Below are 18,801 nucleotides of genomic sequence, written 5' to 3'. Positions count from 1 at the left end.
GAACCACAGAACCACAGAACCACAGAACCACAGAACCACAGAACCACAGAACCACAGAACCACAGAACCACAGAACCACAGAACCACAGAACCACAGAACCACAGAACCACAGAACCACAGAACCACGGAGCTTCCCATGCCCGAACTACCCGAAGTTGAAGTCAGCCGGATGGGTATCAGCCCTTATCTGACTGGTCAGAAAATCCAGTCTGTTGTTGTCCGTCAGCCGAAGTTGCGCTGGGCGGTGCCTGATGAGCTGCAGACTCTTGTGGGGGAGCAGATCCTGTCGGTTTCCCGCCGGGCCAAATATCTGGTGGTGGAAACGGAGCAGGGCAGCATCCTGATTCATCTGGGGATGTCCGGCAGCCTGCGGGTGCTGGATGCGTTTATTGAGCCGGGTAAACACGATCACGTGGATCTGATTCTGGATAACAGAAAAGTGCTGCGCTATAACGACCCGCGCCGTTTTGGTGCCTGGCTGTTTGCCGCGCCAGGGGAAAGTCATTCTGTGCTGGAAAACCTGGGGCCTGAGCCGCTGACTTCTGCCTTTCATGCTGACTACCTTGCCGAAAAAGCCAAAGGCAGGCGGGTAGCGATTAAGCAGCTGATAATGGATAACAAAGTCGTGGTTGGGGTGGGGAATATCTACGCCAACGAAGCGCTGTTTTCTGCCCGTATTCACCCGAAAACCGCTGCCGGAAAGCTGAGGGCGGAGCAACTGGGTGCTCTGGTGGAAGAAATCAAAGCCGTGCTGAAAATCGCTATCTCACAGGGCGGTACCACGCTGAAAGATTTTAACCAGGCTGATGGCAAACCGGGTTATTTTGCTCAGGAGCTGCAGATATATGGCAGGGTAGGCGAAAACTGCTCAGCCTGTGGTGAGCCGATAGAGCAGATGGTAATAGGGCAGCGCAATACATTTTACTGTCCGCGCTGCCAGCCTGTCGCTGATTAAGCCAGTCTTTCCTGATATTTCGCAGCCAGGGCTTTCGCGACTATTGGTGGAACAAACTGCTCCACGCTGCCGCCGTGAATCGCCACTTCGCGGACGATGGTTGAAGAGACAAATGCATACTCTTCTGCCGGGGTAAGGAACACGCTCTCAAGCCCAGGCATCAGCCGGCGGTACATATTGGTCAGGCCAAACTCGTACTCAAAGTCCACAGTAGTGCGCAGGCCGCGGATCAGTACGTTGGCATCTTCTGCTTTAGCAAAGTCCACCATCAAACCGGTAAAGCCTTTGGCACTCACATTAGGTAAGTGAGTAGTTACCTGCTTTACGAACTCCACCCGTTCTTCAAGAGTAAACATGGTGTTTTTACTCGGGCTGGCTGCAACCGCGACGATGACCTCATCAAACATGCTTGCGCTGCGCTCGATAAGATCCAGGTGCCCGTTGGTGATGGGATCAAATGTGCCGGGGTAGATCACCCGGGATATCCGTTTATGTGACACGATAAATGGCTCTTCAAATTGGGTTAACCTGAGTAATCATAACAAATTACAGCCAAACTCCGGTATTATGGCGAAGCAGAAAAAATCAGGAAGGTGATATGAACAAAATTCTGGTGATCCGTAACGATAAAATCGGTGATTTTATGCTGGCCTGGCCGGCTTTCGCGATGCTGAAACAATCATTGCCTGAGTGTCATATTACCGCACTGGTACCGGGCTACACCAAAGCCCTGGCTGAGCTGTGTCCCTGGATTGATGAGGTGATGCTCGATCCGGGTAAAAACGCGGACAAAGCGGCGCACAATGCGCTGATTCAGGTTATCCGGGCGGCTGAGTTTGATGCCTCGGTTAATCTGTTTTCCACCACTTACAATGCGATGCTGGTGTGGAAAGCCGGAATTAAATACCGCCTGGCGCCGGCAACCAAGATCGCACAGATTTTTTATAACAGACGGATTAAGCAGAAACGTTCTCAGTCGGCAAAGCCGGAATACGAGTACAACCTTGACCTGATCCGTGCGTTCCTGAAAGAGATTAATGTTTCGGTAAAAGAGCCACAGGCACCTTATCTGAGCTTTGCTGAACCGGAGCTGGCCGCTCAAAAAGAGAAACTGGCAGAACTGCTCTCTCTGAACCCGGATAAAAAGTGGGTATACCTGCATGCCGGAAGTGGTGGCAGCGCCAATAATCTTTCCCTTGAGCAGTATACTGAGCTTGCCGCGGGTCTGGTGATGGATTGTGAGTACGTACTTACTGCAGGACCGGGAGAGGAAGAGAAAGCGCGTGATCTTCAAAAGCTGATGAAAGCAAACGGGATGGATGCGCAGGTCTATGACAAAAATGACGGCCTGGTCGATTTTACCCGCTCGATTGCCTGCGCAGATCTGTTTATAGCCGGCTCAACCGGGCCGCTGCATATTGCTGCAGCCCTTGACGTGCCCACACTGGGCTTTTTCCCGGCCAAGCGCTCTGCCACGCCACTTCGCTGGCGCCCGGTGAACTCTGATGGGCGCCACCTTGCTTTTTGTCCTCCGGCTTGCGGAGACAAAGCCAGTCAGGAAGATATGGCGAGAATTGATATGGGTGCGGTTGTTGCTGAAGCAAAAGAATGGATAGAGAAGGTGGTGATGGGGTAGGGTTCCCAGGACCCAGGACCCAGGACCCAGGACCCAGGACCCAGGACTTTGGGAGCGAGAGGTGGATGTTGTTTTCTCGCCTCTCGCCCTCTGCTTTTACTTCTTCTCCTGCCCTCTCACCCATAAGTCAGCATATTTCACAAACGTAGAGTGGGCTGAGAGTACTGACAACAGAAAGCCCTGCTTACCGTCCAGAAACCCGGCTTTAAGAATGTACATCTTCATAAAGCAGGCGATGGCATGGACAATACCCTGGTTGATACTGGCTTTTTTCCCGCGCTTTTCCCGCTGATCGGCCCATGCTTTGGCGTAACCAGCTGATTTGACCAGGTAGTGGTGCGCATCGTTGTAGGTATAGTGGATGGCATCGCCATTCAGGGTAGCAATCTGCATCCCGTCTTTGACTTCTACCCGCTCATGAACCAGTGCATCGGTATACCGGGTCAGCCTGGTTGGGTAAAGGCGCAGAACGCGGTCCGGGTACCAGCCACAGTGGCGGATAAAGCGGCCAAATACCCAGCTCAGGCGGGCAAACTGCCAGACCGTATCCGGTCTGTTTTCGGAAACGGCGCGGAGAATGCTCTCTTTCAGTTCCGGGGTAATGCGTTCATCAGCATCCAGCCAGAGTACATAATCGGACTCCACATAAGACTGAGCGATACGGCGTTGGGGCCCGAATCCTGGCCAGTCCGCATTGACATAAAACTTGTCGGTAAACCCGCGGGCAACACTTTCAGTTTCATCGCTGCTGCCGGAATCCAGAACTACGATCTCATCCACCCAGCCACTGACTGTCTCCAGACATTCTTTCAGGTGTTTGGCTTCGTTTTTAACGATCAGGGCGACCGCCAGAGTTGGTTTTGTCACAGTTGTGCCTCGGTTGGGTATTTCAGCCCCAGTCTACTTGCTGTTAAGTGAAAAATCAGCCACCGCTTTATCAAACATGCTGATCACCTGGTCCGGGCTTATACGTGACATCGCATTCTTGTCTTTTACCCGGGTTCTCCAGCTGAGCTGCTCCGGCGTTTTGCCGGTTTCGGCCAAAATAGCTTCGTCGTAGGCTGAGACAACATAGTCTGAGTAGTTATAAGGCCCGGTCCGCTGAGGATTATGGTGGGCATACAGGCCGATTACCGGCGTATTCATGGCATTGGCCATGTGTGCCGGACCGGTATCCGGAGCAATCACCAGTTCGGCTTTATCCAGCAGAGCCAGCATCTGCATCAGCGAACTTTGACCTACCAGGTTATGGACTCCCTGCGATAGTTTGCTTTCAACGTCAGCAGCCAGTTTTACTTCTGTTTCTGCCGGGCTTCCGGCTAAAACGATATGCCAGCCCTGCCTGGCAGCGTGTTCGATTAACTCTGCGTATCCCTGAGCATGCCAGTTTTTGTACCCTTTACTCGCAGCAGGCACGATGACCAGGTTGGGTTTTGTCTGGCTCAGCTGAGAGGCGGCCCAGGCTGAATCCTCTTCCGGATAACTCAGAGACCATTCTGGTTTCTCTGCCGGGATGCCCAGAGCATGGCTGAAGGCCATCAGTCCATCGAGTACATGCGGCTTCTCTGGTGAGGGCACCTGAATATTGGTAAAGAGAGTCTGGAAGTCCTGGCTTCTCTTCTTATCAAACCCCAGTTTGTAACGCGCTTTTATTCCAAGGGTGGCAATACTGGCACGAATGGCATACTGCATATGCAAGAGCGCATCAAAATGACGGCCTTTCAGTTGTCGCCAGAGAGCGGTATAGCCGCGCCAGCCAGCCTTTTTGTCAAAGACAATGACTTCAATGCCCGCTACAGCCTGAAGAAGCTGAGCTTCCGCTTTACCGGTTATCCAGGTCAGCCGGGTTTCAGGCCATTCCTTTTGAACGGCCTGTACCGCTGCGATGGTATTACAGACGTCGCCGATGGCTGAAAGCCGCAGCACACATAATGATTCTGGTGGAGCCTTAAACAGTGGCATTATCTGAATCCCTGCTCAGTCAGGTACTGTTCTACCTGTGGCTGATATGAGACGGAGTAAGAAAACTTCTCGCTGTCATGAGCCGCAAGCAGGTTCAGTACCAGCAAATAAGTGGCGGCTGCCAGCAGGAACTGACCAAACCGTTTGCTGTTACTGGTCTTCCACAGGTTTATTTCGCGCAGGATCGGGAACAGAGCAAACGGGAACGTAATAATAAGGTGCCAGTAACTGAAAGTGATCGGAGACAGGCAGGCACTGATCAGGATCCCCACCAGGATGGCAAACGAGTACATGATGAGCCAGGTTTCTGGCTCTGAGACGTTTTGTCCCTTCTTGATCAACGGCTTAACAAACTTCCAGGTGCGCCAGTTGAATCTGGCGGAGATCACTACAGTGGCGATACCAACAGGGAAGGTGATGGCTTTCCAGGCGTACTGAACAACCATTTGCAGCCAGTCGATACTGGTTACCCAGTCAAAGCCGCTGTCGGCAATTACCCGGTTGGAGAACAAGAACGAGCCGTAGCGCAGCCAGTAAAGAAGAGACTTAAGCACCGGATAGACATGAACCAGGCCATAGCCGATATATCGGTCGCTTTCCTGAACAATCGCTTCGTTGGTAAGCAGCTCCTGAAAGTAGGGAAACAGTGAGGCTGCAGTAGTCAAAATGGCAGCGATAACGCCCGGCCAGGAAACTTTGATCATCTGGCGATAAAAAATATAAACCGAAGCGACAGCCAGGATCGGCCATGAAAAATGCAGTTGCATTGCCATACCGACAGAAGCGACATGCAGAAAACTCAGGATAAAGGATTTCTGGTTTTGCATCCGGAATGCAGTCCACAGGTGCAGTGCGGCAAACAGGCACAGGTAGGCAGGGTTATACATCAGGCTGTCGTACAGAATCCACGGGCTAAGCCAGAAAAGCAGCATGAAAACCAGACGGATGTTATTGTCGAAGACACGTTTAACAACGGAGTCCAGCATCAGGAAAGCGACCAGTCGCAGGGCGATAAGAAACAGCATTGGCGCCCATGGATTATCCCACAACAGAAGAGGAACTCCGACGACAAGGGCAGATAAATACCCGGGAAGATTTCCAATGGTACTGGCAAAATTACCATAGGCGAGCCATTCTCCCTTCACCGCCCCCAGGTAACCCTTATTGATCATTTGGATTTGATCTCCGCGAAGCAACTGGTGCTCTGCGTAGAGCACGGAAAGCACGGTTCCTGTTATTAGGCCAAGGATGAAAATCTTGCTGAAGTGTTTATCCAGCCATTGATAAGGGTTCATTTTGTCGTCCGCATAGTCGTAGTTCAGGAGAGATTGTGCAGGTGGTTCAATGCAATGTAAATTATGGAAGAAAACAGTATTAGTTATAGAGTGTCTTGCTGGTGGTGAGTGGATCTTCCGACATTATTCTGCCCAACTGACATTAGCTTTAATTACCCTGGCAGGAGTACCGGCCAGGCAGGTATCAGGCTCTGTAAATGATTTGGTAACCACAGCAGAGGTGCCAACGATAGTATTATCGGGCAGTTCTGAGCCTTTTAAAATACTGGCTTTAGCGCCTATCCAGCAATGATTTCCGGTTTTAATTGGGCGATCGGGATTGATCGGACTGCTGTCAGACAGTGCTGTGATCTTGTGATGGTCAGTATCCATGATCAGTGTTTCCCATGAGATCAGGTTGTCATGGCCGAACTCTATATTTTTTCGGCAAATGACGGTTCCTTTCGCGGAAATATGAAACCGTTCGCCAAAGGTGATGCTGGCTTTGTTTGTCACGGAAATTCGTGAACCCAGTCCGATCTTTGCTTTGCCTTTAAAGTGCACATGACCTTCAATGAACAGGAGTGTTCTCTGGTATTCAAAGTCGTAGGTTTCCACGCTGCCAAACCCAATGCGTACAATACCCGGTTTGACTTTGCCGAATGTCGCTCGTCCTTTACTCAATGACTGAAGCTTTGTTCTGCGGGAAACTACAATTGGCAGTTTTACCGCGTCAGTGAACTTGCAGAGGCGAAAGTTAACGTATATCGATTTTGGTAATCCAAGAAGGTACTCGAGGTTTCGGCTCATAAATCTGCTCTAATAAGTGAGTTCTTCATGCCATTCCATATCCGTTTGCACGACTCTTGCAGGTTGTCCGGCTGCAATGGAATGTTCAGGTATGCTTTTTGTGACAGTAGAGTTGATACCGATAACAGCGCCATTGCCGATGTTTACTCCCTTAAGAATGGTCGCATTATCAGCCAGCCAGACGTTGTCTCCGATGATTACGCTTTGTGCCGGATTAATTCGTTGGCCATTTTTCACTATGTCATGCCCGTCACTGGTCATAATCCTCACATTTCGGGAGAGCATGCAGCGTTCTCCGATGATCAGTTTGGTTTCTTTTTCCCGGGCAGAAAGGTATGTTTTCTGACCGATAACACACCCTTTACCAATGTGAAGCTCACAGCCCTGGCCGTCCAGTTCGATATAGACATCCCGCAGGATAGCGCCATCTTCAATAATGAGTTTGTTGTTGCTCCCTTTCAGGTTTATCTCGCATTCCTTAATACGAACTTTATTGCCCAGAACGATTTGGTTTCCGGTATGGCAACGAACTTTGTTGCGAAGCCTGAAAAGAAACTGACTCATCATTGCTCTGGTCTCCACCCACCCCGGTAAGTCTGAACCAGGCGATTTCGTGTTTGTAAGTTCCACATGCTCATACGGATAAAGCGGTAGAAGCGATAGCACTCACGCAGGGCTTTGTAGTGGGCTTTTACTTTAGTCTTGTGTTGATCTCCCTGGATCTGGCTTCCGAAGTCGCATGGAGCAAAAGTGGCGCAGGGCAATACACCAAGAGAAGGAACTTTGTGCCGGTACGATTCACCAATAAAATTATCTACCGAGCAAATCCAGCGCTGGCTGGCGTTTAAAAACATTTTGGCACCTTCCGGTGTAATGCTGTAAGCATTGGTTCCTTTAGAGTTGTCCTTCCACTGAACAATTTCAATATCCTGCAAGTGCTCTATATGATCATACTGCCCGTGTTGGTACTCCAGGCGCAAATAGTTGTACTTTTCATGCAGGGCAGGGAGCTTCTTCAGTACAGGGGAAAAGAACTCAGTGGGGAGAAAATCATCTTCCAGAATGATAACCGGCTCGTTCAACTCAACACACTTTTGCCAAAGCCGGTAATGGCTGGCATAACACCCCCGCTCACCGGGCGTTAGTGGCCGGCTGCGGAACAGAACCCGGTGCTTGTCATCCGGCAGGATTGCAAGGTCTTCGGGCAGGCCTTCAATACCATTTACCGCATCAAAGAACTCGTAATCAAGATTAAACGGGGCCAGAACCTCTCTGGCCCGGTCTCTTCTGGCTTCGTCCTGCTGCAGGCTGATGATAAATATTTTCATAACAATAGTATAAGAGAGTCAATGCAGTTAAAGATTAATCATTGCAAGTGTTTTTGCAACCGCTCCGCGCTGTTTTATCACATAATTTAGCGCATTGTCTGACATGCTCTTCCGGAGCTGTGCGTCCTGGAAAAGCTTAAGTAAAGCTTCGCTTATCATGTCTTCCTGTGAAACTATCACGGCTTTCTTTGCGATCAGCGCATTCGTTATATCAAGAAAGTTGAAAAAGCTGGGGCCTGTAATAGTCGGAACTCCCAGGGCTGCCGGCTCAAGGACATTATGCCCACCAACGGCATCACCGAGCAGGCTGCCGCCCATAAAGCATACGTCTGCTGATGCGAGTAAACACAGCATTTCTCCCATGGTATCAGCAAGGTAAACCTGAGATTTCGCGGGATTGCCGTTGCTTTGTGTTCGACGGGAGGTGCTAAAACCGGAAGACTGGCAAAGCCTGAAAACTTCATCAAATCGTTCCGGGTGTCTTGGGACCAGTATCAGTAAGGCGTCCGGATGTTGCTTAAGGACTTTATTGTGCTCGTTAAGCAGCTTTTCATCTTCTCCCCGGTGGGTGCTGGCAGCAACCCAGACAGGGCGGCCAGAACCGAGCTCATTTCTGAGGTTTGTACCATCGTTTCTTACCGATTCAGGAATAGTGATATCAAATTTTACTGAGCCGGAAACAGCCAGCTTATCTTTTTCAACGCCAAGCTCTTCAAACCGGTTAGCGTCTTCCTGATGCTGGCAAATGATCAGATTGATTTTAGAAAGCATCCCGGTCACCAGTCCGCCTGGTATCTTCTGGTAGCGGGCTTTTGAGCGTTCAGAGAGCCGGGCATTGATAACGGTAACCGGAATCCCTGCCGCAGAGACAATGCTCAGCGTATTTGGCCAAAGCTCTGTTTCCGCGATGATCATCTGAGAGGGCTTTATGGTTTTAATGAATGCTTTTACAGCAAACGGAAAATCCAGCGGCATGTATCTGTGTTCGGCCAGATCGCCCAGTTTGGCGATCTGCGCTGCACCTGTGCTTGTCGTTGTGGTGACAACAACCGGTAAGTCAGGATGAGCCTGTTTTATCGCACGGATAAGAGGGATAACGGCGATACACTCACCCACAGATACCGCATGGATCCATAGCGGAGAGGTATCCGGGTCATCCAGTTTTGGTGTTATGCCAAAGTGTTCCTTCCAGCGTTCGCCGAAAGGTGGCTTACCAGGCTTGCGTTTGTAAAGCCCCCGGAGCAGGAGTGGGGCGGCAAGGGTTAACAACAGAGTGTAGAGCCAGCGCACTCAGGCCTCCAGTGCAGTAATCGCATTGATAACCCGCTCTGGCATTAACTCTGTCAGGCAGCGTTGGTGGCCAAACTTGCAGGTTTTTTTAAAGCAGGGCCGGCATTCGATATCAGTATGCAGGTAAGCGACTTTGTCGGCCAGAGGCGGTGTGTACTCAGGTGATGAAGAACCATATACCGCGACAACATTACAACCGACAGCAGCTGCAACATGCATCAGGCCGGAATCATTGGTGACGACGGTTTTACATGCCGCCAGCAGATCAACTGCTTCAACCAGTTTGGTTTTGCCTGCCAGTACCGTGATTTGCGAATGATACTCAGCGGGTACCTGCTGTTTGATCTCATTGCAGGTATCGCTGTCTTTTGGACCGCCAAACAGCCAGACCTGACGGCCCTGACTGCATAAGTGCTTTGCGACACTGGCGTAGTGCTTACTGGGCCACTTTTTGGCTGGCCCAAACTCAGCGCCAGGACACATAGCCACGGACTCTGCGGTGTTATTAAGACCAAAGTGGCTCAGTGCCGCCTGTTGGGCTTCTTTTTCAATATGCAGAGCAGGTTTCGGCAGCGCCTCCAGACCTCCAAGCGATGCTGAGTTCGCCATTTCTGCTTTCGGGTGCGCCAAAGCAACGTAGCGCTCAACCATAAACTGAAATTCTTTCTTGTTAGGGCGAAGGTCGTTCAACAGGCCGTAGCGCATCTCACCTTTCCAGCCGGTACGCTTTTTTATGCCTGCAAACCAGGGAACAAGCGCAGACTTGGCTGAGTTCGGCAGGATAATGGCCTGATCATAGCTCTGTACTTTCAGGCTTTTGCCGATTTCCCGACGTTTAAGCAGATCCAGTTCACCGTGACCTATCGGCATACTCAGTGCCTGGCTGACTTCAGGCATTCTCTCCAGAATCGGTTTGCACCATTCCGGAGCAAGTACGTCGATAACTGCGTCGGGGTGTTTTTGTTTGAGTATTATGTACAGTGACTGGGACATAACCATATCTCCCACCCACGACGGACCGATAATCAGAATCTTCACTTTATGCCTCGCTCTCTTTGCTCTTAACACAGCCGGCAATACAAATGGAAAGCAGGTAGAACAGGCATATAGTTTCAAACACCATGTTGTTGCCGTAGAGCATGCCAATAATGAGTGCACAGGATATAAGGCTTAGTCCGCTCCAGCAGTAGCCGGTTGCTGTGTGTCTGAACTTCCACAGGGTATGGGCAATCTTGCCTAGCAGTGAATAATAAGCCACAAGATAGATTGCACCCATTATGTGAAGCGCATTCAGGTAGGCGTTGTGAGAGTCATTGTAAGAAAAACCATTAGCAGCACTAGCCTGCAACTCAGCCAGGTTGTGGTTAATGAGTAAAAATTCTACCAGATGAGCTTCAAGAGGCTCTTTGCCTAAGCCAAAAAAGAACGCAAGCGGATTATTTTGCAGGTTGTAGACTGCAAACTCCAGTCCATGCTCCAACATAACAGCGCGGGCTATATAGGAAGTGTTTGATGACAGATCGGTTATTGAGGCTATCCGGGCTATCACAGACTGGATGAGAGATGAATCGTAAAAAACGACAACACAAAGTAAAAGACCGCCCACCAAAGTAAACAGCCATTTTTTATGGAAAACTAACAAGTAGACACCAGTTGTGAGCGCTACAGCCACGAGTGGTCCTCTTCCTCCTGAAAGCACAAGGCAGGCAAATGATAAAAGAATAAAAATTACACCACTAATCAGTCTCTTTCCTTTGCAATAATTGAGTACAAAAGGAACTGCAGCAGCAGAGATATACGCCAAAAACTCGGACCATGCACCGATCATCCAGAAACTTGGAATCCTGTGGTTGAACTTGCCCTGAGCTGCGAGTTGGGCAAATAGGTAGAAAGCATAACCAAAACTGATAAGGGCTCCGATAGACAGACATGAAATGGCAATATTCAGATTGTTTTTCTGCCTGAGAAGGTGAATGAGCAGGGGGGTTACCAGTAAAAAACCGGTTTTCACAAAAGCTGTTTCGATCTCCTGAAGGTTGCCGGGGGAGATAGCTTTTGCGATGAGCCCGATAAGAAATACTCCCCACATTGATTTGGTTAGCGAATCAATATCAGGTTGGCGGAACAGGCTTCTTTGAGAGGCGAGATAAGCGATTAACGTTATCAGTAGTAAACCAAGGCTGATATTTATACCAGCCTTGGAAGGGTACAGGGTTAGAAAACAAAAGCCCACTAAGAATGGGCTAATGGTATTTAATCTGATTTGCATAATAAAGTCGTGTTACTAATTAATAATAGCCATGTATTCAGCCACACCTTCAGCAACTGTTTTAAATTCAACATCACAACCTGCAGCGCGCAGCTTGGTCAGATCTGCCTGAGTAAACTCCTGGTAAGCGCCTTTCAGGTGCTCAGGGAAAGGAATGGTTTCAACTTCACCTTTGCCGTGGTGCTTAACTACCGCTTTGGCCACTTCAGAGAAAGGTTCCGCACGGCCGGTACCGCAGTTAAAGATGCCTGATACACCGTGCTGCATAAACCACAGGTTTACTTTACAAACATCACCAACGTACACGAAGTCGCGCTTGAACGTATCACTGCTTTCGAACAGTTTCGGATTTTCGCCCGCCAGAATCTGGTTGTTCAGGTGGAATGCTACTGATGCCATGCTGCCTTTGTGATCTTCACGCGGGCCGTATACGTTGAAGTAACGGAAGCCGGTGATTTGAGACAGTGACTCACCGTGCTCTTCGGCATCCGCCCACAGGCGACGTACGTAGTTATCAAACTGCTGCTTGGAGTAACCGTATACGTTCAGTGCACCTTCAAATTCACGCTCTTCGATGAAGTTCTCGTTGCGGCCACCGTAAGTCGCTGCAGAAGAGGCATACAGGAACGGAATTTCACGATCCAGGCAGTAGTGCAGCAGCTCCTTTGAGTACTCGTAGTTATTGAGCATCATGTACTTGCCATCCCACTCAGTGGTGGCAGAGCAGGCACCTTCATGAAAAACGGCTTCAATAGGGCCAAAATCGTCACCGGCCATAATCTGGGTCAGAAAATCATCGCGGTCCATGTAGTCGGTGATATCCAGATCAACCAGGTTCTTAAACTTCTTACCGTTTTTCAGGTTGTCCACAACCAGAATATCGTTGTGACCCGCTTCGTTCAGCGCCTTAACAATATTGCTGCCGATCATACCGGCACCACCAGTTACGATGATCATAAAATGTCCGTCCAGATTAGAAAAAATACTGTGCAGGAGTGTAGCAGACTCCGGGAGGTATGGGTATAGAGTGGTTCTGTGGTTCTGTGGTTCTGTGGTTCTGTGGTTCTGTGGTTCTATGGGTCTATGGGTCTATGGGTCTATGGGTCTATGGGTCTATGGGTCTATGGGTCTATGGGTCTATGGGTCTATGGGTCTATGGGTCTATGGGTCTATGGGTCTATGGGTCTATGGGTCTATGGGCAAACGTTTTCTACCCATAGAACCACAGCACCGCTCTTCAACCGCTCTCCGTTACTTTCTCGTATACCACGGCGAAGCCGCATCCGTAATACCAAACAGCGAATGCGCCGTGTTCAGTTTCTGGCCACCATCACGGGTAATTGGCTGCCAGCCCAGTATTGCACGCTGTTTGCTCGGCTTAACCGTCATTACATCGAATGGAATTGAGATATAGAAACCTTTGGTAAAGCTTCCCTCACCAAACTGCTCTACCGGCATATCGGTTTTACTGGCGTAAGCACCGACGATAATTCCGCTGTCAAACTGTTTGGAGAAGTCCATTCTTACCCCGACATCCTGAGCAAGGAACTGGCCGACATCGACACGGAAAAGTGTATTAGCCAGCAAAGACCATTCCGGCATGTAGTAGCCTGAGATAAAGCCGGTGGTTCCGCGGTCGAGTACTTTAAAGTCACGGCCGTACTCCGGGTTAGATTGATCGGGAGTGTCATAAACGGCAAACCAGCTTTCCGGATCCCGCTGAGAAATCAGGTTTATATCCGCACCGATAGCCCAGTTTTTCCCCTGCGGGCGGTACAGCACTTCGGTGCCCACACCGGCAAACATCATCTCCAGGTATCCACCGTACATTTGCTGGTAGAACTCCTGACCGTAGTTCTCAAACCAGGTCAGCTGCAGGTTGTTCATCCTTACTGGATTATCTGAAACGTAGGCCCGGATCATGGTACGCACCCGGGCTGGCCCGGTTGTGCCATCAGGCGGCGTGACAAAGTTTAGCTGGTCATAGTTATCTAACAGGTTCAGGTAGAGTGAACCGGTCAGCTGCATATTATTGGTCAGCCAGTAACTGGCGTTAGCGTTGATCCCAAGGTTATAAAGATAAAACGTCTCTGCATTACCAAAAGACTGGTTCAGTTGTGGGGACAGGCCGTAATCCAGGCGGTTGCTGCCATCTGCCATTAACTGTCCGTACTCATCTTGGTTTGGAGAGCTAGTTTGGGCTGCGTCCCTGATATCCGGGTCGATATAAGTAACATTGGCCACCTGGCGGTATTTCTCCGCAGATACCCGGGTTTCTGTTACCGGCAGATGTTTTTCCGTTTCTACCAGACGGTAAGTCGTGATCGATTCTGGCAGATTTTTATTAAGTACAGCGGCGGCCCTTTGGTGAGCATTGTCCCGGTTCCGGTATTTTTTTTGCTCGGCTTTGACTGTCACACTGTTGCCAGCGAGATAGATTTGCCCTTCCTGATACCCAGCGACTTTAGCTACTTCTTCTTCCAGGGCCTGCCAGTTGACTTCTTCTGTTGTTGCTGGTCGGTCTTCTGACGGTCTTGGTTCAGGTTCATCCAGCCAGGTCGCTTTTACATCGTTGTAGTTGGTATGCAGACTGATACCCGCGGTAAGAGTATCTCCACGCTGATAAGCAAGTCTTAGGTTCACTACATCATGCACCGCATATACAAGACCAATGTTCCATGGCGTATGAGGAGTGACATCCACATCTCTGCGTTCGTTCGGCCGGGTAGAAACAAAGTCCTTGCTATAGTCATTACCGTCATACTCGAGCTTGAGCACTAAGGGTTGATATGGTGTTTGATACTCTATACCGCCGTAGAGAGATGCGGGACCTTTAAACCAGCGATGGTAGTCTATTTGCCCCCCTTTACCCCCAAAGTCAGAGGGTCTAGTACAAAATTTGTCGCTGGCTTGACAGAAGGGATTACTGATATTGCCACGGGTGCCCATATACCCCCAACCCATACCGAGAGTAAAATCAAAAACTCCATAATCCCGGGATACATATTTCTTTGAGGCTGCTACAAACTCTCCGTCAAACAGCCCAGTACCGCCAAAGTCTCGAACCCCGACTGCGACTTCCGGTAACCAGTCACTCTCTTGCCATAGCCGAAACTTGAAGTCGATACCTTTATCAGTGTAGGGTGAACCATCACTAAACGACGGGTCGTTACTGTAGTATTGACTTGGCATGAGGGTGTAGCGGATGGTGGTTTCAAACCAGGGCATCAATACCAATGATACATCGTAAAAATGATAGGCATCACTATAGTTAGCGCTTAGGTTGAACTCTCCCTCAGGGGCCAGGCGGCCATTGGGCATCTGCATTAAACCTGTACCACCAAAATCACTTTGAGATGGGGTAAAGGTTACTGGCTGAAATACGTCACCAGCCAGAGCTGAGCCTGCAATCAGGGCTGCCAGTATGGCGATAGAGACAGAAGAGCGTTGCAGGTTTTGCACAGGTAGTGTTTTATGATTTGCAGGCATTTTTACTGTTTCTCCACTGCGTACCGAAGAAGCCGGGTAATTGACTGATTGAGCTCGGGCTGGCCGGAAAAGCCAATAAATACGATAGCGCCGGGAGCAACATAATAGTTTTTATCCCCCCAGTGTGCGGTGTTGGCTTTGATGACGTTGCCATCTGGCTGAATGATATAGGGCCGGTTCATGTTTCCGGCTTCAAAGTACTCCAGGTTACTCAGGTAAGTATTGAGGTCAGTACCATCTCTGAGCTGAATTTCCTGTGGTTCAGGAAGCAGGCCTAATACCGTGAAGGAGTCGCTCGCTTTACTCAGATGCAGCATATATTCGCCCTGCAAAAGCGGGTTTAGCTTTGGCGTGACCCGAACTGTATCCAGATCCAGGTTGAGAAAAAGCCGGTTGGTATAGCGGAGTTGTGAGAGTTGATTCCTGACTTCAATGGCCTCTGCAGAGCCCATAGTATTAAGTTGTTCAAATACTGACTGTTTTAATTGCTCAAGTTTGACTTGTTCACTATGGGCGCTTAAGGATGAATCGGTTTCATACGGCCAGTAACCAATGACCTGGTAGCTGTCATGTAAAACCTGCTCCAGCCGAACCGGCTCCGCATAAGTCAGAGTTTTACCCTGATTTGCCAGGGTCACAGAAAGCTCTCCTGCAATGGCAGAAGTTGAGGCAAAAATGAGGCCGGATAGCACCAGTACCTGCCGGGTAATTAGTTGAAACATAGAAAATCCGTTCTTATTGTGTAGCAGCGTAAGGTTTTACAAATGTCATCTCAATCCTGGTCATATCCGGACCAAGGTGCTGGATGGTTTTCACCACCTGTTTTTTGCTGTCCAGCCAGTATTCGTTATATATGGCCCTTTCAAGGGCCGGGTAGTTGATTGTTTCCCTGTAATGCCTGGTTTCCAGTTGCCACTGGCTTGAAGTTAAAGGTTCGGTGCCAAGATACTCTGATGTGGCCTTGGCAGAAAATGCATACCGGTATTGTGGTGACCAACTGTAGTTTGCCTGCCAGTTTTGTTGTTGCCAGATGGCGGGTTTGGCCTGAATCATTTCCAGCTGAACCAGGTTATCCTCTTCCAGACCTACGGTTTTGATGATTCGCCCCTGCTCGGTAATGATCATTGCATGGTCTGCTGCTATCCAGCTGAGTCTTGGGGCCGGGCTGTCTGGGAGGTTGTCGACAAAGGCAAGTACTACAAAAATTTTCCGCTGATCATCTAAGCGAACATAGGCGCTGGCATAGGGAAGGTTTGCGATTTCCTTTGTCGAGAGGTTTACATCCTGATGGCTTTTATAAAGAGCAACTACAGTATCGTTGACGTGCTCCATTTTATTAGTACAACCGCCGAGCAGGACTGGAATACATAACGCGGGAAGGGCAATTCTTCTGAGCATGGTAAATATCTGACGTTTGTGTGGATGGAGTTTGGGAGGAAATGAAAAACGCCCTGCGCAGGCAGGGCGATACCTAAGGGTATTACTGATTTACAGTAGTAGTGTTGGTGGTTTCAGAACTGCCAGAGTCAGAAACTGAAACAACTACAGCGGCTGCTACAGTTGCACCAACAACAGCTACAGTAGTACCACCAACTGCAGCGCCTGCACCAGCGCCTGCACCAGCGGCTGCAGAGCTTGAAGAGGCTGCAGTAGCACTACCTTCCGTTTGTGCTACAGCGGTACCCATAGTGCCTAGTGCAACCAGCATTGCCAGAGCGATATTTTTCATTGTTATTCCTTTATTTCCATTTTACATCGATGTAATGGTGCGGATAAACCGCACCATTACCTATTCTAGTGTAACTCTGAGCATAATGTAAACGATCTGGCTGGTCTGTTGAGTATTTAAGGTATTTATAGAATTAACTGACAAATCAGTACATTGTTAACCGGGTGCCGGACGGTATTTCTGAGAGCTTTGGGCGGTCACCTGGTCGTTGATCTGACTGTGTTGTTTTATATCTGTCTACTCACTCGCAATAGCGACTCAATTGACTGCATATCATGGGGCTTTGTTTCTGTTTCGGAGTCTTCTGTGCAAATTATTTATTATGGTGGAAAAGACACGGTTACTGGTTCATGCCATGAGGTCAGGTTAGGGCGTGGCGGTATCCTCATCGATTGTGGTCTGTTTCAGGGCGATGAGTCTCAGCCCCTGAACGTTGATTTTCCCGTCAGCCATATTCGGGCCCTGGTTATAACCCACAGCCACATCGATCATATTGGACGAATCCCCTGGCTCTTAGCGGCCGGTTTCAAAGGCCCGATATACTGCACCCAGGCGACAGCAGAACTGCTCCCACTGATGCTGGAAGACGGCCTGAAAATCCAGTTAAATCTGGACAAAGGCCAGCGGGCGCGGGTCTTACAACAAATACAGAAACAACTAAAACCCCTCCCATACAACCGATGGCACAGAATTAACCTGGAGCCGCTGCACGATAAAGGTAGTGCTAAATCTGCGAAGCATACTAAGCGTAAATTTTATAAGGTCCTCGATCGCGCGGTTTTATTAGAAACGCAGGGCCGCCCAGACGCCTCATCTGAAACCTCGTCTCTGGCTTCTTCGCTTCTTGTTCGTTTTCAGCCCGCAGGCCACATTCTGGGTTCCGCTTACATCGAGTTAAAAACACCATCTAACCAACTTATTGTTTTCTCGGGTGACCTTGGGCCTGCCAACACGCCACTTTTGCCTGATCCTGCTCCACCAGCACACGCGGATATCCTTTTTCTCGAGTCTACCTATGGCGATAAGGCCCACGAAAGTATCGCTGCCCGCCGGGAGCGATTAAATCAGATAATTCAGCGTTCGGTGCAGGACGGTGGTGCGATCATCATTCCTGCATTCAGTGTGGGAAGAACTCAGGAGTTGCTTTTCGATATAGAGCAACTCCTGCATGAGCAGAAACTGACAAAGCGTATGCCAGTCATAGTGGATTCACCATTGGCGGCTAAAGTTACCCGTTCGTACCGTCGTTATAAAAAACTCTGGAGCAGGGAAGCCAAAATGAAACTGGCGGAGTTACGGATGCCACTGGCTTTCGGGCAATGCATAACTATAGACAGCCATCAGCAACATCTGGCGCTGGTAAACCGGATTAAACACACGGGCGAACCCTGTATTGTGATTGCGGCTTCCGGTATGTGCCAGGGGGGAAGGGTTATGAACTACTTAAGTGCGCTGCTGCCGGACAGGAGAACAGATGTGATATTTGTTGGGTATCAGGCAAAAGGCACCCTGGGAAGGGCGTTGCAAAATGGGAGTGACAGAGTCTGGATTAGCGGCGATGAGAGGGAAGTAAATGCGCGAGTTCATCAGATCTCCGGTTACTCTGCCCATGCAGATAAGAATGATCTGGTCAGATTTGCAGGATGCAGGGATTATGCGCCTGAAACTATCCACTTAATACATGGTGACACAGACCCCAAAAATGCACTTAAGGCATTGCTGCAAAAGGTAATGCCAGGTACAACAGTTAATGTTTAATCATCTGTTTTATCAATAGTAATGATGAATGCAACGCATTTGACCATCAATTGAATTATTTGCCCGATTGTGGATAATGTTGCAGCTTGTTATAAATATGCCTGTGCGCAGGCTGAGCAATGAAATTGCAACACGACTCCTGGCGCGGACAATAAACTATTAAAAAACGCAGTGTGGTTAAGCGTGTACCAATGGGCGGTAGCGTGTCCCGCTTTCGCCGAAGCCCCGGACATGCTATGGCGCTATGCCGCCACGGAACAGATACTATTTGTTCACTACCCTCTGCAGTTATTCATTTTG

Annotated in this window: 18 protein-coding genes; 3 read left to right on the top strand and 15 right to left on the bottom strand. The window is 49.4% G+C overall.

The features are described 5' to 3' along the window. Window positions 1–137: 137 nt before the first annotated feature. Window positions 138–956 carry a bifunctional DNA-formamidopyrimidine glycosylase/DNA-(apurinic or apyrimidinic site) lyase gene (gene mutM, locus ACVB80_RS19375; RefSeq protein WP_481082930.1) on the top strand — a complete coding sequence of 273 codons (819 nt, stop codon included), beginning with the start codon at window positions 138–140 and terminating at the stop codon, window positions 954–956. Here mutM and coaD read toward each other — a convergent pair. Beyond that, a complete protein-coding gene (coaD, locus tag ACVB80_RS19370) occupies window positions 953–1,456 on the bottom strand; it encodes a pantetheine-phosphate adenylyltransferase (protein WP_481082929.1) in 504 nt (167 codons plus the stop codon). The two genes, mutM and coaD, sit on opposite strands and share 4 nt — an antisense overlap. A 98-nt stretch (window positions 1,457–1,554) precedes the next feature. On the opposite strand from coaD, the gene ACVB80_RS19365 reads away from it, so the two are divergent. Continuing rightward, the gene (locus ACVB80_RS19365) at window positions 1,555–2,592 is read left to right on the top strand and encodes a glycosyltransferase family 9 protein (RefSeq protein ID WP_481082928.1); all 1,038 of its coding nucleotides are present in this window, start codon (window positions 1,555–1,557) and stop codon (window positions 2,590–2,592) included. A 96-nt stretch (window positions 2,593–2,688) separates the two neighbouring features. Here ACVB80_RS19365 and ACVB80_RS19360 read toward each other — a convergent pair whose 3' ends face one another. The 14 genes from ACVB80_RS19360 to ACVB80_RS19295 form a co-directional block, all read right to left on the bottom strand. After that, entirely contained in the window at window positions 2,689–3,459 is a 771-nt protein-coding gene (locus ACVB80_RS19360) for a glycosyltransferase family 2 protein (RefSeq protein ID WP_481082927.1), read from the bottom strand. Window positions 3,460–3,492: 33 nt separating this feature from the next. Beyond that, window positions 3,493–4,554 (bottom strand): glycosyltransferase family 9 protein, encoded by a 1,062-nt coding sequence (locus ACVB80_RS19355; protein ID WP_481082926.1) that lies wholly within the window; start codon window positions 4,552–4,554, stop codon window positions 3,493–3,495. After that, a complete protein-coding gene (locus tag ACVB80_RS19350; protein ID WP_481082925.1) occupies window positions 4,554–5,849 on the bottom strand; it encodes a 3-deoxy-D-manno-octulosonic acid transferase in 1,296 nt (431 codons plus the stop codon). The genes ACVB80_RS19355 and ACVB80_RS19350 overlap by 1 nt, the downstream gene beginning before the upstream one ends. Window positions 5,850–5,972: 123 nt before the next feature. Next, the gene (locus ACVB80_RS19345) at window positions 5,973–6,446 is read right to left on the bottom strand and encodes an acyltransferase (RefSeq protein ID WP_481082924.1); all 474 of its coding nucleotides are present in this window, start codon (window positions 6,444–6,446) and stop codon (window positions 5,973–5,975) included. 201 nt (window positions 6,447–6,647) lie between these two features. Beyond that, entirely contained in the window at window positions 6,648–7,202 is a 555-nt protein-coding gene (locus tag ACVB80_RS19340) for an acyltransferase (RefSeq protein WP_481082923.1), read from the bottom strand. Then, window positions 7,202–7,966, bottom strand: a complete 765-nt coding sequence (locus ACVB80_RS19335; protein WP_481082922.1) for a glycosyltransferase family 25 protein — start codon at window positions 7,964–7,966, stop codon at window positions 7,202–7,204. The genes ACVB80_RS19340 and ACVB80_RS19335 overlap by 1 nt, the downstream gene beginning before the upstream one ends. Before the next feature lie 27 nt (window positions 7,967–7,993). Then, window positions 7,994–9,256 carry a lipid IV(A) 3-deoxy-D-manno-octulosonic acid transferase gene (gene waaA / locus ACVB80_RS19330; RefSeq protein WP_481082921.1) on the bottom strand — a complete coding sequence of 421 codons (1,263 nt, stop codon included), beginning with the start codon at window positions 9,254–9,256 and terminating at the stop codon, window positions 7,994–7,996. Further along, the gene (gene waaF / locus ACVB80_RS19325; RefSeq protein WP_481082920.1) at window positions 9,257–10,294 is read right to left on the bottom strand and encodes a lipopolysaccharide heptosyltransferase II; all 1,038 of its coding nucleotides are present in this window, start codon (window positions 10,292–10,294) and stop codon (window positions 9,257–9,259) included. A 1-nt stretch (window position 10,295) separates the two neighbouring features. Further along, entirely contained in the window at window positions 10,296–11,525 is a 1,230-nt protein-coding gene (locus ACVB80_RS19320) for a hypothetical protein (RefSeq protein WP_481082919.1), read from the bottom strand. Between the two features lie 15 nt (window positions 11,526–11,540). Next, window positions 11,541–12,482 (bottom strand): ADP-glyceromanno-heptose 6-epimerase, encoded by a 942-nt coding sequence (rfaD, locus tag ACVB80_RS19315; RefSeq protein ID WP_481082918.1) that lies wholly within the window; start codon window positions 12,480–12,482, stop codon window positions 11,541–11,543. Between the two features lie 294 nt (window positions 12,483–12,776). After that, the gene (locus ACVB80_RS19310; RefSeq protein WP_481082917.1) at window positions 12,777–15,014 is read right to left on the bottom strand and encodes a YjbH domain-containing protein; all 2,238 of its coding nucleotides are present in this window, start codon (window positions 15,012–15,014) and stop codon (window positions 12,777–12,779) included. Between the two features lie 2 nt (window positions 15,015–15,016). Beyond that, entirely contained in the window at window positions 15,017–15,736 is a 720-nt protein-coding gene (locus ACVB80_RS19305) for a capsule biosynthesis GfcC D2 domain-containing protein (RefSeq protein ID WP_481082916.1), read from the bottom strand. 13 nt (window positions 15,737–15,749) lie between these two features. Then, window positions 15,750–16,412, bottom strand: coding sequence for a YjbF family lipoprotein (locus ACVB80_RS19300; protein ID WP_481082915.1), 663 nt, complete (start codon window positions 16,410–16,412; stop codon window positions 15,750–15,752). Window positions 16,413–16,494: 82 nt separating this feature from the next. Then, the gene (locus tag ACVB80_RS19295; RefSeq protein WP_481082914.1) at window positions 16,495–16,743 is read right to left on the bottom strand and encodes a hypothetical protein; all 249 of its coding nucleotides are present in this window, start codon (window positions 16,741–16,743) and stop codon (window positions 16,495–16,497) included. Window positions 16,744–17,049: 306 nt separating this feature from the next. Here ACVB80_RS19295 and ACVB80_RS19290 point away from each other — a divergent pair, with 306 nt between their 5' ends. Further along, the gene (locus ACVB80_RS19290; RefSeq protein ID WP_481082913.1) at window positions 17,050–18,501 is read left to right on the top strand and encodes an MBL fold metallo-hydrolase; all 1,452 of its coding nucleotides are present in this window, start codon (window positions 17,050–17,052) and stop codon (window positions 18,499–18,501) included. Window positions 18,502–18,801: the final 300 nt, after the last annotated feature.

The organism is Vibrio sp. 9-16B-A1, from assembly GCF_056726165.1.
This window is presented reverse-complemented; position numbering and strand designations above follow the sequence as displayed.

Excerpts from the sequence above, each read along its gene's own strand:
- ACVB80_RS19335 (WP_481082922.1), bottom strand. The coding sequence starts at position 7,966 with ATGAAAATATTTATCATCAGCCTGCAGCAGGACGAAGCCAGAAGAGAC.
- mutM (WP_481082930.1), top strand. The coding sequence starts at position 138 with ATGCCCGAACTACCCGAAGTTGAAGTCAGCCGGATGGGTATCAGCCCT.
- ACVB80_RS19310 (WP_481082917.1), bottom strand. The coding sequence starts at position 15,014 with ATGCCTGCAAATCATAAAACACTACCTGTGCAAAACCTGCAACGCTCT.
- rfaD (WP_481082918.1), bottom strand. The coding sequence starts at position 12,482 with ATGATCATCGTAACTGGTGGTGCCGGTATGATCGGCAGCAATATTGTT.
- ACVB80_RS19300 (WP_481082915.1), bottom strand. The coding sequence starts at position 16,412 with ATGCTCAGAAGAATTGCCCTTCCCGCGTTATGTATTCCAGTCCTGCTC.
- ACVB80_RS19340 (WP_481082923.1), bottom strand. The coding sequence starts at position 7,202 with ATGAGTCAGTTTCTTTTCAGGCTTCGCAACAAAGTTCGTTGCCATACC.
- ACVB80_RS19320 (WP_481082919.1), bottom strand. The coding sequence starts at position 11,525 with ATGCAAATCAGATTAAATACCATTAGCCCATTCTTAGTGGGCTTTTGT.
- ACVB80_RS19350 (WP_481082925.1), bottom strand. The coding sequence starts at position 5,849 with ATGAACCCTTATCAATGGCTGGATAAACACTTCAGCAAGATTTTCATC.
- ACVB80_RS19355 (WP_481082926.1), bottom strand. The coding sequence starts at position 4,554 with ATGCCACTGTTTAAGGCTCCACCAGAATCATTATGTGTGCTGCGGCTT.
- ACVB80_RS19305 (WP_481082916.1), bottom strand. The coding sequence starts at position 15,736 with ATGTTTCAACTAATTACCCGGCAGGTACTGGTGCTATCCGGCCTCATT.
- ACVB80_RS19365 (WP_481082928.1), top strand. The coding sequence starts at position 1,555 with ATGAACAAAATTCTGGTGATCCGTAACGATAAAATCGGTGATTTTATG.
- ACVB80_RS19295 (WP_481082914.1), bottom strand. The coding sequence starts at position 16,743 with ATGAAAAATATCGCTCTGGCAATGCTGGTTGCACTAGGCACTATGGGT.